This window comes from Mangrovivirga halotolerans (assembly GCF_026241165.1).
In the GTDB taxonomy this organism is placed as follows: Bacteria; Bacteroidota; Bacteroidia; order Cytophagales; family Cyclobacteriaceae; genus Mangrovivirga; species Mangrovivirga halotolerans.
Window position 1 is genome coordinate 658,885 of record NZ_JAPFQN010000005.1, and the last position, 16,468, is coordinate 675,352.

A 16,468-nucleotide genomic window follows, 5' to 3' on the forward strand; every position below is an offset into this window, starting at 1 on the left:
CTCACTTATTAAAGAACTTTTTCTTCAACCTTTTGATTGCAACAGAATAAAAGTCGGCATCAAACAATCTGGCATCAACTCTTGCCTGTTGTAAAAAGTATATACCCAAAGGAAACAATATTATATTCGCCATCCATGCCCCAAGAGTCGGATCAAGAACCTCTTCTTTACCCCATTTTTCACCGAAAATACTTAACACATAGTATATGATAAAAAATATCACCGAAACAATAGTAGGAAAACCTAACCCGCCCTTTTTAATAATCGACCCAAGAGGGGCTCCTATTAAAAACATGATTATGCAGGCAAAACTCATAGCAAACTTCTTATTGTACTCTACTATAAAAGCCCTGAGTTCTGCTTCTTTTTCTTTAATATTCTCACTTTTAGCCTCTATTCTACCCTTGTTTTGTCTTGCTCTTGTTAATGCTCGCCTAATTACTTGCTTTTGCGTGCCTTCAGAATCTATCCTTTCCTGGAATTTCTCCAGGTTATCCTCAACACTATTTTTTGATGATTTCTTTTCAGGTAAACTAATCGGTGTTTCGTCACCTGCTATATCGTAATCAGAAGTATCCACTTTATTTGTATCTGACTCTGCAGGTAATTCCTCCTTCCCTTTCTCGTTTTCACTTTTGACATTTAAGTCTCTGGATCGACTTTGACGGTCTCTGATACGTTTACTATCCCTTATAGAATCCAGTTTACTTCTTAAGTCACCACTAATCTCCTTGTTAGCAACTACTGAACCTGGGCGATTTGTGCTTTCTTTGTCTCTTTCTTCTTTTCTATTTTTTAATGTTACAGAATCCTCTATTAAAATTGGTAAATCATCTTCTTTGATTCTTTTAGAATTATTATCAGCAAGTGAATCTGCAGGTGCATTTTTCTTTGCAATCTGAGAAGAGTCTATTTTAACTTCTTTCTTCCTGAGGTCTTCTAATGAATCATAATATTTAATCTGTTCTTCCAAATAATCGGGTGTCAGTTCCTGATTTACTCCATGGTGCAAGAAAAAAGATTTTGAATACTGAAAAACACTATATTCTGTTTTTACCACATCCTTTCGTATGCTATCAACGTCTACCAGCAATTGCTCTCGGTTTCGCATTATCCGATTCCTGGCAAAAAGATCTTTATCTGTCCTTTTCATATCAGTCATTGAAGACAGATCGAAAATGAAATAGGTCTTTTCAAACTCAGTTTTTATAAAATCAGCTGGTTCATTTCGTCGCCTTTTCAAAATTGATTTATTCGATTCTCCATCTGCATATCTAGCCCCATTAAACATTTCAAGCTTTAAATATCTACCTTCATTGATGGAAATCATTCGCCCTGAATCTGCAACGGTCAAACTTATATTACCATTGTGAGCCGAATGATCATATATCATTAAATCCTTAAGCAATTGTCGATCATCGTCTTTTCCGTTGATCTTAATACTATAATTTGGTATACCATTGTAGAAAACACCTTCCTTCAATTCCATTGAAGGCTTCTTTTGCTTTACATCCCATAATAAACTATATGCATTTAATGCAGCCCGTGGAACCAGATAATAATTACTATAGTAAGCAGCGACAGAAAGAAATACTGAAAATATAAAAATTGGAAGTAAAGCTCTGACAAGAGAAATACCTGCTCCCTTTATAGCAGTCAATTCAAAATGCTGCCCCAGGTTCCCAAAAGTCATAATTGAAGAGAGTAGTATTGCTAAGGGTAAAGCCATAGGGGTTGTGACATAGGCAAAATTGAGGAATAATTCAGCATAGACGTCCGTTCCAAGGTCTTTGCCTATTATTTGATCCATATAGCGAAGTAATTGCTGAATCAGAAGTATAAACACAACGATACATAGGGTCAAAATAAAAGGACCTATAAAAGCTTTAAAAATAAGCTTGTCAATTTTTTTCATTCAGGCTGGCTTTTTCCAAAATTTAAAAGCAAAAATAATGCCTTATGTGGGGTAATAAAAAGTTTTTTAGAGTTGAATATTATCCACCGACAATTTCTTTGAGAGCTCCTACCATCTGTTCCCACATTTCGAAGAGTTCTTCATTATCAAAATTGCTACTATGATCTGTGATCACTAAAAATGTAGCCTGGGTAAGTTCATTCACTTCCAATTTAAATTCGATATACGACGGCTCTTCATCTTCATCCAAAAACTCATACTTAACATATATGTTAGACCGTTGCCCTGTCAACTTGGCTTTATTCTCCTCTCCATCCCAGGAAAACAGAAAATTCTTATCGCCATCCAGGCTTACATCATCAGCAAACCATTGAGCAAGCCCTCCTGCTGTATTTAAGTATGGATAAAGCATTTTTGGAGATGCATTTATCTCAAAATCAGTGGTAAAGGTATTTTTATTCATTTAGGCTTCTTTTCTTATTTTCCAATTTAGGACAAAAAACATAAAACCAAAACAAAATAAGTTTGAAAAATGCTTGGAGTTATAAAAATATCGTCATTATATTTGCAGCCCATTTGGCGAGATAGCTCAGTTGGTTAGAGCGTCGGATTCATAACCCGGAGGTCGGGGGTTCAAATCCCCCTCTCGCTACTTTTTACTTACCAAACTTCATAATTTTCATTTAATATTACCGATAAAATGCACGGAATTGACCAGATAACTTCAGGAAACTTGCTTGCTTTGATTATCGGGGCTATAGTAGTCGTATCTGTTCTATGGTTCGTTTTTGGTAGAAAGAGAAGACGATGAATAACAGATCTCTGAACACATTTTTCGTGGTAATTTATTGGGTCCTGATCCTTACCTGTCTTTTTACTCTAATGTATAGCTTTAGAATCAACGAAGGACAATTACAATATGTAGGCATTTCCCTGGTAAGCTGGATCATGGCATTCCTTATAAATAGATTTGTTATAAAGAAAAAAGAAAATAACGACCAGGAATAAAAAAAGGCAGCTGATCGCTGCCTTTTTTTTATTTTAGAATTCATTAAATATCACTTGTCAAGTATTTTCTTTAAGTCAGCAGGACTATAATTTACAGACTTTATTGTCTTATTGTCTGATTTTCTAAACACAAGATATCTACCATCTACCTGTTTATAGTAGCATTCTTCATTTTTCTTTTCTTTGTAATAATCCACCGTGCTCTTAGCTTCTTCTTCCGTATCACAGGCCTTACTCATATTTGAACGCTGAACCTCATCAAAAAGCTCTCTGAATTTATCACCGAGACCAAATTCAAGAACAGCTCCTGATAAGACGTATTGCAAGTCGCATAATGCATCGGCAATCTCTACAATATCGTTATCATTAATTGCCTCCTGAAGTTCTTTAAGCTCTTCTGCTAATAAGGCAACTCGAAGATCACAACGACTTTTCTCAGGGATTACGGGATCTTTTTCGATTGGATGCTTAAAAGTTTTATGAAATTCGGCTACTTGATTTAAAGAATCTAATTTTTCCATATCATATAAATAAAAAAAGCCCTCAAATGAGGGCTTCAATAATAAGAAATATTTTCGAATTATTTAAGTTTCTCTACTATCGCTTTGAACGCTTCAGGATGATTCATTGCAAGATCTGCAAGAACCTTTCTGTCAAGCTCGATATCAGACTTCTTTAACTGTCCCATGAAACGGCTGTAAGACATTCCGTGAACACGAGTACCAGCATTGATACGAGCGATCCAAAGCTTTCTGAAATCTCTTTTCTTAGCTTTTCTATCTCGGTAGGCATATGACCAACCTTTTTCGACAGCATTTTTTGCTACTGTCCAAACATTTTTTCTGCGACCCCAATAACCTTTGGCCGACTTGAGCATCTTTTTTCTTCTTGCTCTTGATGCTACGTGATTTACTGATCTAGGCATAAATTTTTGCTTTTTGAATAGTGGTGTTCGCCTCTGCGAAACTTAACTAACCAATACCCGGGTTTAACAATTTAACCAATTATTAGATGTTTAAAAGTTCGCGTACTCTTGGTACGTCAGACTTGTGTACTAAAGCCATTTTAGTAAGGCTACGCTTTTGCTTGGTTTCCTTTTTTGTAAGGATGTGGCTTTTGAAAGCATGCTTTCTTTTGATCTTGCCAGTACCAGTAAGCTTAAACCTTTTCTTAGCTCCAGATGTAGTTTTTACTTTAGGCATTTTACTACTTGTTTATTAATTAAATATTATTTCTTCTTCTGAGCTTTAGGAGAAACAAAAAGTGTCATTCTTTTACCTTCAAGTTTAGGCATTTGCTCTACCTTTCCAATGTCTTCTAAAGCTTGTGCAAATCTAAGGAGTAACAACTCGCCACGTTCCTTAAATACGATCGTCCTACCCACGAAATGAACATAAGCCTTAACCTTTGCTCCTTCCTTAAGGAAGTTTTTTGCGTGGTTTAACTTGAAATTAAAGTCATGATCATCAGTATTAGGACCGAACCTAATCTCCTTTACCACAGTTTTCTGGGCTTTGGCTTTAATTTCTTTTTGTTTCTTTTTTTGCTCGTATTTAAACTTCGAGTAATCAATAATCTTACACACAGGTGGATCTGCTTTTGGAGAAATCTCTACGAGATCTAACCCTTGTTCTTCAGCCATTTTTAAGGCCTTATCAAGTGGATAAACATCTACGTCAACATTATCTCCTACCACACGAACCTGACGTGCTCTGATCTTTGAATTTACTCTGTAAGGCTCTTCAACTCTTCCTCTGAAGGGCCTTCTTCCTCTTTTGGCGATATTAACCTCCTTCTTTTTAGTTAAAAATTATATTCAGGGTGCAAATATCTCAATAAATTACTTGAGTTAAAAGCATTCCCGACAATAAATATATCAAGATTTCAATAATTCCTTACTTTTTACATCATTAATATGCTCAATAAATTCATCTATTGTCATTGAGCCAAGGTCACCTTCACCATGTTTTCTTACAGATATTTTACCTTCCTGAGCTTCTTTTTCTCCGGCTATGATCATATAAGGTATCTTTTTCACTTCAGCATCTCTGATTTTTCTACCGATCTTTTCATCTCTGTGATCGATAAAACCATGAATATCCGCTGCTTGTAATTTCCTGAAAACTTCCTGTCCATAATCGGCGAATTTTTCACTAATCGGTAGAACAGCTATTTGCTCCGGAGCTAACCACAATGGGAAATTACCTCCGCAGTGCTCTATTAAAACTGCTACGAATCTTTCCATTGATCCAAACGGAGCTCTATGGATCATTACCGGTCTGTGTCTGTTGTTATCAGACCCTACATACTCCAATTCAAATCTTTCAGGCAGGTTATAATCAACCTGGATGGTACCAAGCTGCCAGCTTCGACCTAAAGCATCCTTAACCATAAAATCAAGCTTAGGACCATAGAAGGCTGCTTCTCCATACTCAACAATAGTCTTCAACCCTTTTTCGTCTGCAGCTTCCTGTATTTCTCTTTCTGCCCTGTCCCAAACTTCATCACCACCAATATACTTAGCCTTATTTTCAGGGTCTCTCAGTGAAACCTGCGCAGTATAATCTTCAAATCCAAGAGCATTAAAGACATAGAGTACCAGGTCAATTACTTTTATGAATTCTTCTTTTACCTGATCTGGTCTGCAAAAAATATGAGCATCATCCTGAGTAAATCCTCTTACTCTGGTTAACCCGTGTAACTCACCACTTTGTTCATATCTATAAACAGTACCAAATTCCGCATATCTTACCGGAAGATCCTTGTAAGATCTTGGCTTTGACTTATAAATCTCACAGTGGTGTGGGCAATTCATTGGCTTAAGCATGAATTCCTCTCCTTCATGAGGAGTTTGAATGGGCTTAAATGAATCTTCACCATACTTTTCATAATGACCACTTGTAATATATAGCTGCTTATGGCCTATATGCGGAGTAACAACAGGATCATACCCTGCTTTTACCTGTGCTTTTTTCAGAAAGCTTTCTAATCTGTCTCGTAGAACGGCTCCTTTAGGCAGCCATAAAGGTAATCCTAGCCCTACTTTCTCACTAAATGTAAAAAGCTCCAGCTCTTTACCTAGTTTTCTATGGTCTCTCTTTTTAGCTTCTTCAAGGCGTTCTAAGTATTCTTTTAGCTCTTTTTGCTTAGGAAAAGAAATACCATAAATCCTTGTCAGCTGTTTATTATTCTCATCACCTCTCCAATAAGCACCAGCTACATTTAATAATTTAACTGCTTTTACAAATCCGGTATGTGGGATGTGTGGTCCTCTGCACAAATCAGTGAAATTACCCTGAGTGTAGAAAGTTATAGAGCCATCCTCCAGGCCATCTATTAATTCGAGTTTATATTCATCACCTTTTTCCTGATAATATTTTATCGCATTATCCTTAGAGATTTCTTTTCGGTCAAAAACATTCTTTTGTCTTGCCAGCTCCAAAAATTTCTTCTCAACTTTTTCAAGGTCCTGCTCTCCGAATTCTATATCTCCAAAATCAATGTCGTAATAAAATCCATTTTCGATAGGCGGACCAATTCCTAATTTAATACCAGGATACAGGTCTTCCAGAGCTTCGGCCAGAAGGTGAGCTGAAGAATGCCAAAAAGCATACTTCCCTCCTTCATCGTTCCAGGTAAGAAGCTGAACGTCGGCATCTCTATCAATCGCACGGTCTGCATCCCAGATCTCACCATTTACTTTTGCGGCCAGAACGTTTCTAGCCAGGCCTTCACTTATACTTTTAGCAACATCCATACTACTGGATCCTTTGGAAAACTCTTTTACAGTCCCATCAGGCAAAGTGATTTTTATCTGCTCTGTATTACTCATTTTATTAATTATTCAAATCTAAACTTTTTGGTTTCAGCGGCTGGGAAGACAAGCTATCGATTCTCCTTTGCCGTTGTTGCCAGCGCAAATATAAAGCAATTTTTTCTTCAATTGCCTCCTTCCCCGCAATCGCTTCCTCATTATCGGGAAATCTTTCTATGATGTTGTTATAAACTGCCAATGCTTCTTTTGTTCTGCCCAAAATACTCAGAGATTCAGCTTTCGATAAAGATGCTGGTATCCACTGAGCACTAGTTTCAGGTATGCGCTCATAATATTCAATTGAAGAAAGGTACTTCCGTCTTTCCTTCATCCAGTCACCTGCTTGTTTAATAAGCAAAACATTAAATTCACCTCTGTTTTTAAGACTATCCACTTTTGAAAAGAAGAAATCTGCATCTCCTGAGGCAAGTTTTGTTTTAATAAAAAGATAATTTAATTCTTCGTTTTCACTTATTGTTGATTGTGGAAATTGATCGAAATATTTTAAAGCCTCTTCTACCTTTCCTTGCTCAAGACTTATCTGAATTAATTTTAATGGCCCTGAAATAAGTTTGGAATCCATTTTAATGGCCTTATTAAAGTCATTTATCGCTCTCCCGGTATCCCCTTCTACTAAAGCAATTTCTCCACTCAATAAATGAAATTCAGCATTTGCAGGTTGCAGTTTTTTTGCATCTTCAATACTGGTTCTGGCTAAAGAAGGCTTTTCTAATTCTAAATAGTTACTTGCTAGCACTGATCTCAATTCCGGTGAATAAGGAAGTTTATTTTCAGCTTTTAAAGCAAAAAACAATGACCTGGTGACAAAACCCTTTTTGTGTAAAACATCAGCTTTTAATAAATAGTAATTACCATCACTACTATCAAGAGCAAGAGCTTTATCAATTTGCTCTAAAGCATCTGTATATTCTCCACTTGTTCTGAGAGCTTCTGCTTTAAGGTAATAATTTTCGGGATTGTTTGGGTTCAAAGCAATTCTTTCCTCAAGGAATTTTATCTTTTCTTCAGTTTCAGGAAATACATTTTTATCAAACTCCACTAACCGCTCAGAGCTATATTCCCTCTGACATGAGGTTCCTGAAATAATAATCAGGTTAATTAAAACAGTAAAGAATAAAAATTGATTTTTAAGCATAATAATATATAGAATCGAATGTTCTATAAAATAAACTGGAAACTCACTTTAACACCAAATTTATCTACGTTTGGATTATATAAATAGTTGAGTCTGTGATAAAAATCAACTCGAATGAATTTTAATATATTTTCCACGCCATAACCTATCTCAGCATACGGTTTATTTTCTCTAAAGGTACCAAAGGTACTTACTGGCTCTCCTGAAGGAGTGAATTCCGCCATGATATCAAAATTATCCTGCTCTAATGTCCCATAAACAACGTTAGCATTAAATAGGAGTCGCCATTTTAATTTTTTAAGAAGTGGTATCCTATTAAGAATCAACCCTTCAAAGGAATGTGAGTATCTAAATGAAACAAACTGATCACTCACAAACTCGTAGTTATTCATCAGGTTAAAAGCTGCAGTACTATAAAAGAAACTCTCATTACCTAAATGTATTTCCAATAATGGGTAAGGCAATGGATTGAATATTTTCCCTGCAGTAAGCTTGTATCTTGAAGTCCCTAAACTACCCAGTCGCAAATTTTGTGAGACATCAAACCTTAGTTTATGATACTCAAAATCACCACCCAAAAAGTCAGGTATACCATAAGTATATGATAATACAAAAGTTGGCCATTTATATGAACCCAGACTGATCCTTCTATTGCCATCATATACGAACCTTTCATCTTTGGAAAATTTAGTTGTAATCTCTACTTCATTAGTAGTCCATTCTTCTTTTACAACTCCAGGCTCATTACTGTAAATGTTGTAATAGGCAAAATTAAACTCTGGATCAAAATGCTTATATCTAAATGCTATTTGCTGTTCAAAGCTTCTTGAAATTTGCCTGCTGAATTTGAAATTACCGTAACGATGGTAGTAGGGTCTCCTTAAAAATCCAAGTTTATTAAAAGTGTAGAAAACCGGGTTTGAAGAAATTTCATCTTTATCCAGGCCTGTTATTTCTACATCATAACCATACTCTCCCTCCAGAAAGGTCCACCTTTCTTTATTAAAAATATGTCTGACACTGGCGTTATATTTAAATTTTTCATCCTTAAAACCATAAGCTAAGTAGCCTCCCAAGATCCATTTTTCACTAAAATTGGTATTAGTTCTAAATCCTCCCCTCAATCGGAACCCTTCAAGGTCATTAACTCCAATCAAAACAGCATATGGACCAATATCCACTTTGCCTACCTGGTAATAACCTGAAATAGCTGTCTCGACGACATCAATATAAGTTTTAACAATTGGTATATTTCTGATTGTATCAATCATTGAATAGACATTCAATTCAGCATCAGATAAAGGCTCATGCCTGTTTTCTTCCCAGTAATCATCTTCAAAACTTCTGTATTCAGGCTTAAGTTCAATCGCCTGATCATAAAATTTAGGGTCCCTGGGATCATTAACTACCCAGTTTTTATTAGACACATAAAATTTAACCAGCATTCCTGCTGACCCGCTACTCAGTTCATCGACATCTATTGTAACTCGAGTTTTCTTTGGCAGCCAGGCTCCCTCCTTGGAGGGCAGAAGTTCCTGTTGGATTTTGATCTTCTCTATGAAGTTAAGATTAGCCGCTTTACCAATGGTTGCATCAATTTGCTTTAAAGCATAGGTGTCTTTTGTTATCCACATAGTACCCTTATAAGCAACATCCTGAGCCCTCTTTGGTTCAAAATCTATCTGATAACAAAAAAATGAATCCACCATCATGGAATCTATCAGGTAATAATCATAATAACCTTTCCATGAGTCTGCAAGTGGAGAAACTACTTCTTTATCCACTATAGTCATCCAGGAATCATAAAAATTATATTCCTGAAATGAAGTACCTATGAATTGCGAAGTGAAGCTACCATCTGTTACCCCAACACCAGTGATCTTAGTTTTTCTAATCACTTCCTTTTTAATCAATGGATTATTTTTCACATAAAAATCACTGATTGACTCAGATATAAAAACAGGCAATATTGGCTTCCCGTCTTCTCCGGCAATACGATCGAGGCTATCTAGTACGATAGCGATCTCTTGCATAACCTTCTTTTGCCTCAATTTTTCAGAGATCTTGTTAACATCTATTTCGATTTTAGCATATGACTCATATTCATATGCTTCAAGATTTCTTTTATCATTCTTTTCCTTTGCCTCAATTACTTTCCTCATTATTGGATAAGAGGGATCTTCTCCTGCTGTTACAACCACTTCTTCAAGGGCAATCACATCGGGTTGTAACTGAAAATTCAGCTTTCCATTTTCAGGAACTACTTTAGTGCGGGGAATGAATCCAATGTAGCTGGCTTTTATACTATCTGTGGAATTACTGATTTCTAATTCGTAATATCCATCAAAATCAGTAGTCGTCCCTTTGGTTGTACCTGGAATTGAAATATTCGCAAAAGGAATTGGATCTCCGTTTTCAGCATCAATCACTCTTCCCGAAACTGTTGTTTGGGCAAATAAATCCATATTGAAACTGATGCTGAGCATCAATAACAATGGATAAATTATAAAATTGGATTTATTTGTAATCATCAAGCAAGATTAGTAATAAAAAATTTTACTTTCCAATATTTATTGGTTGTCTTTCACCTAAATGTTCAGGTTGAGTGTTCAAAATATAAAGATCTGCATACATAGCAGTTCTGGCAAGGACTTCTCTGCTCCTTACAAAAAAACTTTCCTTTAAAGGTACTTCTTCAGCGGCAAATGCCTGTGCTTTGATATTATATTTTTTACTGATTTGTAACGCACGGTAGGCATGAAATTCCTGAGTTATAATCACAATAGAATCCTGACCAAATATTTTCCTTGCTCTAACCACAGAATCCAGCGTTCTGAATCCTGCGAAATCAAATGTAATGGCCTTATGAGGTACCCCCTTCTCAATCAAAGCCTGATACATATATCTTGGCTCGTTATAGGATTGGTATTTATTATCTCCGCTTACTATCAAATGCTTTACTTTTCCACTGTGATACAAATCCGCGGCTGCCTTTATTCTTTTATTAAAAAATGGATTCTCACCACCCTGAATAAGAAATTTACTCGTACCTAAAACCAATCCTACTTTAGTTTCAGTAAGATCATTTTTTGAAAACACGAGATCTTGTTTATTCATCCAAACAACCATTAAATTGGTTATTAAGATAACAAACAGTGATATCAAGAATGCCCAAAGACTGATTTTAAAGATTTTTTTTATAACAGGGTTTAATTTCATGTTTTAAAAAACTCCTTTTCTAAAAGGTCAGATTTACTATATGACATTTTATACCATTTATATCTGATCTCTTCTTTCTCAGTTTCAGATAGGTAAAAATCAACCTTTCTATTTTTTAGTTTTTGTATACAATCATACAATATTAAAGCACCACTAACTGATAAATTAAAACTTTCAGTGAATCCATACATAGGAATTTTAATACTGAAGTCAGCCATTTCTATAGCCTGATCACTTAGTCCGTGTTTTTCATGCCCCAACAAAAATGCTGTCTTACCATCAGGCTCAAATTCATTTAATTCGTAGGCTCCTTCATGAGGAGATGTAGCGCAAATTTTATATCCTTTTTCCTTTAAAGAAGTAATACAATATTTAATATTATTTGTATCGCTTTTATCGTAGCGATAGATATCCATCCATTTCGACGCACCTTTTACAATGTTTCTGTTTACAGAAAATTTATTTTCCTGCTCTACAATATGCACATCTTGTAAACCGAGACATTCACATGTCCTTAAAACAGCACTGGCATTTTGAGATTGATAAATATCTTCCAGAACTACAGTTAGGTAACGAGTGCGAAAGTCAAGAATCTCTTCGATTAATGACTTTCGCTTTTCTGTTACAAAATTTGATAAATGATTTAAAAAATCTTTTCTGGAATTAAAATTATCCATTTATGTTAAAACAATCCTAGTTGTTCTTTATCATCATCACTGTCGAAATCGATGGAATCACCCGATGTGTATACATCTCTATCCTTGTTTTTTTCGGTTGATTCCTCGTCCTCTTCTTTCGATTCTGCCTTTGGTTTTTCTTCTTTTGGAGTTATATCCTTAATATCCTTAACTGTTTGAAGAGGGAATTTATTACCTATAGCCTTCCATCCTTTAATATCTATCAGATCCTCCACCTTCAAATCTTCTTCGCTTCTACTTTTCCCGTCCTGATATTTCACATTAATCACAGGCTTAAAAGCTGTCGAAGCGAAAAGTAATTTTGACCCTCGTCCTTCGCTAATAAATAAAAACTTCTTATCGAGAGTACTGGTTTCTATCAAAAACCTTTTAATATAAGTGGTTTTTGATCCACTATCATAATATACTGCAGATACAGGTCTCTCTGGATCAAACTTGGTAATTAACTTTACTTTTCCTGCCTCATAACGATTTGTCAATTCAAAATTTGTCAATTCGTATTCACCGGAATCATAAATCACAAGTATTTTTTCATCTCCATTGAAATTCCCTAAATAATTCCCTTGTTCATCTCTATTTAACCTCCCGACAACATCATCATACCAAATATCTACACCACCTAACGTAGATACTCCTGCTTCCTTAAATTGAATTTTACGAACAGGGTATTTAGTCAGAATATTTCCTCCTGCACCCCGGCCTTTGATGTCGACTTCAGCAAAATCAAAATCAAATACCTTGATCCTGGCTTTGCATCCTGAAGTGAGATAAACAGTGACTTTTTCAGCTTCCCCATTTGGATTAGCAGTAAAATATAAAACTTTGCTGTTAGCATGCCCTTTAGTAAGGTCATATTCTCTGTCACGGGTTATGGCTAGTACCTGGAATCTTTTCACCATTGACCTACCTGATTTACCATCCAGATAAATCATATTGTAGACCATACGTTCGTCATTTTTCTTAAAAACACCTACATAGAGGATATCTTTTCCCACAAAAGTCTTATCAGCAATCTTGGTAACGAGCATTTTACCATCCCTTCTGAATATAATGATGTCATCAATATCAGAACAATCAGTAATAAACTCATCCTTTTTAAGGGCTGTACCAATAAAGCCATCCTTCAAATTAGCATATAACTTCACGTTATTTGCAGCAACAACATGAGCTTGTATCGTTTCGAAAGTAGTGATCTCAGTTTTTCTTTCTTTACCCTTCCCATGCTTCTCCTTGATCCTTTTATAATATTCGATTGCATAATCGATTATATTTTCAAGGTTATATTCAACTTCGGCAAGCTCATCACTGTATTTCTTCATAAGCTCATCAGCCTTGAAGGTATCGAACTTAGAAATACGTTTAATTTTGATCTCTGTAAGCCTGACAATGTCATCCTGAGTGATTTCACGATAAAAATCAGGCTTATATGGATCCAAACCTTTATCAATAGTCTCAAGTACTGCTTCCCAGGTCTCACATTCTTCTATATCTCTATAGATCCTGTTTTCAATAAAGATTTTCTCCAGAGAAGAGAAAAGTAGTTTTTCTTTTAATTCACCTTTTCTAATCTCAAGCTCTTGTCGAAGCAGGTCAACTGTCTGATCAGTATTATGCTTCAGAATATCTGTAACTCCAAGAAAATGTGGCTTATCCTTGATAATCACACAAGCATTAGGAGATATACTTGTTTCACAATCGGTAAAAGCATAAAGAGCATCAATCGTAACATTTGGCGATTGTCCTGAAGCCAGCGAAATGAGGATTTCTACATCCTTTGCTGTGTTATCGGTTACCTGTTTGATCTTAATCTTGCCCTTATCATTCGCTTTAAGGATGCTATCAATTAATGAACTGGTTGTAGTACCAAAAGGAATGTCTTTTATAGCAATAGTCTTTTTATCAACCTCCTCAATTTTAGCTCTGACTTTTATTCTTCCACCCCTAAGCCCATCATTATACTCAGAAAAATCAGCTAGTCCCCCTGTTGGAAAATCCGGATAAACTTTCGGATTCTTTCCCTGCAGAACCTTAATTGAAGCGTCAATTAACTCATTAAAGTTATGAGGCAATATTTTTGTGCTCAGACCAACTGCGATTCCTTCCACTCCCTGGGCCAAAAGCATAGGGAATTTAACAGGAAGTGTTACAGGTTCTTTCTTTCGCCCGTCATAGCTAAGCTGCCAATCTGTTACCTGTGGGTTAAATACAACATCAAGGGCAAATTTTGATAATCTGGCCTCTATATACCTTGGTGCTGCAGCAGAGTCTCCTGTCCTAATATCTCCCCAGTTACCCTGAGTTTCAATCAGGAGATCCTTTTGCCCCATGTTAATAATTGCATCACCAATAGATGCATCACCATGGGGATGATATTGCATTGTCTGACCAATGATATTAGCAACTTTATTAAACCTTCCATCATCCATTTCCTTCATGGAATGCATGATCCTTCTTTGTACAGGTTTAAAACCGTCGTCAATGGCTGGAACAGCTCTTTCAAGAATTACATAGGAAGCATAATCAAGAAACCAATTCTCATACATCCCTCCAACGGGAATAACATCATGAATTTCTTCTTCCTCGTTATTTGAATTATTTTGGTTATTATCTTCTGCCATCTAAATTATGCTTTTTCAATTACACTTTCTTCAGTTTCCAATAAAGGCACTTTGCCTTCTTCTACTACATCCTTTTCTACCCGTAGCTTATCAATGATAAACTCTTGCCTTGCTGGTGTATTGGTACCCATATAAAAAGTCAGCAATTTGTTGATACTCGTTTCTTTATTAATAATGATAGGACTCAACCTTATTTCATCACCAATAAACCCACCAAATTCTTCCGGGGAAATCTCACCTAATCCTTTAAACCTTGTTATCTCCGGCTTATTTCCAAGCTTAGCAATAGCTCCTCTCCGTTCCTCTTCAGAATAACAGTAGATAGTCTCTTTCTTATTTCTAACCCTGAATAATGGAGTTTCAAGTATGTAAACATGCCCGTTTCTTACCAGATCAGGAAAGAACTGAAGGAAGAAAGTCAATAAAAGTAATCGGATATGCATACCATCCACATCCGCATCAGTAGCAATAATTACTTTCCTGTATCTCAGTCCATCTAATCCATCTTCAATGTTCAGAGCATGTTGAAGAAGGTTTAATTCTTCATTTTCATAAACGATCTTCTTTGTTTTACCAAAGCAATTCAATGGCTTGCCCCTTAATGAAAAAACAGCTTGTGTTTGAACATCCCTTGATTTGGTAATCGAACCAGAGGCTGAATCACCCTCAGTAATGAAGATCATCGTCTCATCCTGCTTATTTCCTTTTTTATCATTAAAGTGATTTCGACAATCTCTTAGTTTTTTATTATGAAGATTAGCCTTTTTTGCACGGTCATTAGCTAACTTTTTAATTCCGGCTATATCCTTTCTTTCCCTTTCAGATTGTTGAATTCTTTTTTGCAGAGCTTCAGCTGTGTCGGGATGTTTGTGTAAATAATCATCAAGCACCCTTTTCACAAAGTCATTCACAAATGATCTCATTGTCGGCCCACCAGGTCCAACATGAGTACTTCCCAGTTTTGTTTTGGTTTGCGATTCGAATACAGGTTCCTGTACTCTAACAGCCACTGCAGCAGCAATAGCTTGCCTTACATCTACTGCCTCGTAGTTTTTATTATAAAATTCACGAATAGTTTTTACAATAGCAGACCTGAATTCGGCAAGGTGAGTACCACCCTGAGTAGTAAACTGACCATTTACAAATGAATAGTATTCTTCACCATACTGATTAGCGTGAGTCATGGCAAACTCAATATCCTCACCTTTTAGATGAATAATAGGATATCTATTGGCTTCCTCGTCAGTTTTCTTATCAAGAAGATCGTATAGACCTTTTTCAGAATGATATTTAGTCCCGTTAAAATTTATAGTTAATCCTGCATTCAGGTAACAATAATTCCAAATTTGATTTTCAAGAAATTCAGGGATAAACCGGTAGTTCTTAAAAATAGAGTTGTCCGGAGTAAATCTGATGAAAGTTCCGTTTCTTTCTGAAGTTTTTTCAACAGGTTTATCCTCTTTCAGGTAACCTTGTTCAAAATAAGCCTCTTTCTTTTCACCTTCTCGATAAGAAATAACTCTAAAATTAGAAGAAAGTGCATTAACAGCTTTGGTACCCACACCATTTAATCCCACGGATTTCTGGAAAGCACCTGAATCATACTTTCCACCGGTATTGATCTTTGAAACGCAATCGACTACCTTACCAAGAGGGATACCCCTACCATAATCACGTACTTCTACGTTATGATCGGTGATCTTGATGTGAATGGTTTTACCATTCCCCATCATGTGTTCATCGATTGAGTTATCTACAATTTCTTTTACTAAAACATATATACCGTCATCAAATGAAGAACCATCACCTAATTTACCAATATACATACCAGGTCTAAGCCTGATGTGCTCATTTGGTTCAAGCGATTTGATACTGTCCTCATTATAAACTACTTCACCTTTCGAATTTGCCATTATTGCTTGATTTCAGTTCTTATTCAATCCATAAATATATAAAAGGAAGTGGAATATTTATCAGGATATTAAAATTTAAAAATTACCAGCTCCATACAAAAATATTCAGCAAAACCAACATAAAACA

Annotated in this window: 14 protein-coding genes and 1 tRNA gene; 2 read left to right on the forward strand and 13 right to left on the reverse strand. The window is 35.8% G+C overall.

Annotated features, from left to right (window positions below):
- Window position 1: 1 nt before the first annotated feature.
- Window positions 2–1,915 (reverse strand): LptF/LptG family permease, encoded by a 1,914-nt coding sequence (locus tag OO013_RS10695; protein ID WP_266056798.1) that lies wholly within the window; start codon window positions 1,913–1,915, stop codon window positions 2–4.
- A gap of 79 nt (window positions 1,916–1,994) precedes the next feature.
- Window positions 1,995–2,378, reverse strand: a complete 384-nt coding sequence (locus tag OO013_RS10700; RefSeq protein WP_266056799.1) for an START-like domain-containing protein — start codon at window positions 2,376–2,378, stop codon at window positions 1,995–1,997.
- A gap of 115 nt (window positions 2,379–2,493) precedes the next feature.
- On the opposite strand from OO013_RS10700, the gene OO013_RS10705 reads away from it, so the two are divergent.
- Window positions 2,494–2,567: transfer RNA gene (locus OO013_RS10705), tRNA-Met, on the forward strand.
- A 155-nt stretch (window positions 2,568–2,722) separates the two neighbouring features.
- Window positions 2,723–2,923 (forward strand): hypothetical protein, encoded by a 201-nt coding sequence (locus tag OO013_RS10710; RefSeq protein WP_266056800.1) that lies wholly within the window; start codon window positions 2,723–2,725, stop codon window positions 2,921–2,923.
- A gap of 50 nt (window positions 2,924–2,973) precedes the next feature.
- On the opposite strand, the gene OO013_RS10715 is transcribed toward OO013_RS10710, so the two are convergent.
- From OO013_RS10715 to OO013_RS10765, 11 genes are all read right to left on the reverse strand, one after another.
- A complete protein-coding gene (locus OO013_RS10715) occupies window positions 2,974–3,444 on the reverse strand; it encodes a pyrophosphohydrolase domain-containing protein (RefSeq protein ID WP_266056801.1) in 471 nt (156 codons plus the stop codon).
- 59 nt (window positions 3,445–3,503) lie between these two features.
- The gene (rplT, locus tag OO013_RS10720) at window positions 3,504–3,848 is read right to left on the reverse strand and encodes a 50S ribosomal protein L20 (protein ID WP_266056802.1); all 345 of its coding nucleotides are present in this window, start codon (window positions 3,846–3,848) and stop codon (window positions 3,504–3,506) included.
- An 82-nt stretch (window positions 3,849–3,930) separates the two neighbouring features.
- The gene (gene rpmI / locus OO013_RS10725; protein WP_266056803.1) at window positions 3,931–4,125 is read right to left on the reverse strand and encodes a 50S ribosomal protein L35; all 195 of its coding nucleotides are present in this window, start codon (window positions 4,123–4,125) and stop codon (window positions 3,931–3,933) included.
- Window positions 4,126–4,151: 26 nt separating this feature from the next.
- Entirely contained in the window at window positions 4,152–4,706 is a 555-nt protein-coding gene (infC, locus tag OO013_RS10730) for a translation initiation factor IF-3 (protein WP_137090586.1), read from the reverse strand.
- Between the two features lie 93 nt (window positions 4,707–4,799).
- A complete protein-coding gene (gene thrS / locus OO013_RS10735; RefSeq protein WP_266056804.1) occupies window positions 4,800–6,755 on the reverse strand; it encodes a threonine--tRNA ligase in 1,956 nt (651 codons plus the stop codon).
- A gap of 4 nt (window positions 6,756–6,759) precedes the next feature.
- On the reverse strand, window positions 6,760–7,893 hold the full coding sequence (locus OO013_RS10740; protein WP_266056805.1) for a tetratricopeptide repeat protein: 1,134 nt from the start codon (window positions 7,891–7,893) through the stop codon (window positions 6,760–6,762).
- Window positions 7,894–7,916: 23 nt separating this feature from the next.
- Complete coding sequence (locus OO013_RS10745) at window positions 7,917–10,358, reverse strand: DUF5686 and carboxypeptidase-like regulatory domain-containing protein (RefSeq protein ID WP_266056806.1); 2,442 nt, start codon at window positions 10,356–10,358, stop codon at window positions 7,917–7,919.
- 91 nt (window positions 10,359–10,449) lie between these two features.
- Window positions 10,450–11,010: a SanA/YdcF family protein gene (locus tag OO013_RS10750; protein WP_266056807.1), complete on the reverse strand. Its 561-nt coding sequence runs from the start codon at window positions 11,008–11,010 to the stop codon at window positions 10,450–10,452.
- Window positions 11,011–11,108: 98 nt separating this feature from the next.
- Window positions 11,109–11,789, reverse strand: coding sequence for a TrmH family RNA methyltransferase (locus OO013_RS10755; protein WP_266056808.1), 681 nt, complete (start codon window positions 11,787–11,789; stop codon window positions 11,109–11,111).
- 5 nt (window positions 11,790–11,794) lie between these two features.
- On the reverse strand, window positions 11,795–14,428 hold the full coding sequence (locus OO013_RS10760) for a DNA gyrase/topoisomerase IV subunit A (RefSeq protein ID WP_266056809.1): 2,634 nt from the start codon (window positions 14,426–14,428) through the stop codon (window positions 11,795–11,797).
- Window positions 14,429–14,433: 5 nt separating this feature from the next.
- A complete protein-coding gene (locus OO013_RS10765) occupies window positions 14,434–16,341 on the reverse strand; it encodes a DNA topoisomerase IV subunit B (protein ID WP_266056810.1) in 1,908 nt (635 codons plus the stop codon).
- Window positions 16,342–16,468: the final 127 nt, after the last annotated feature.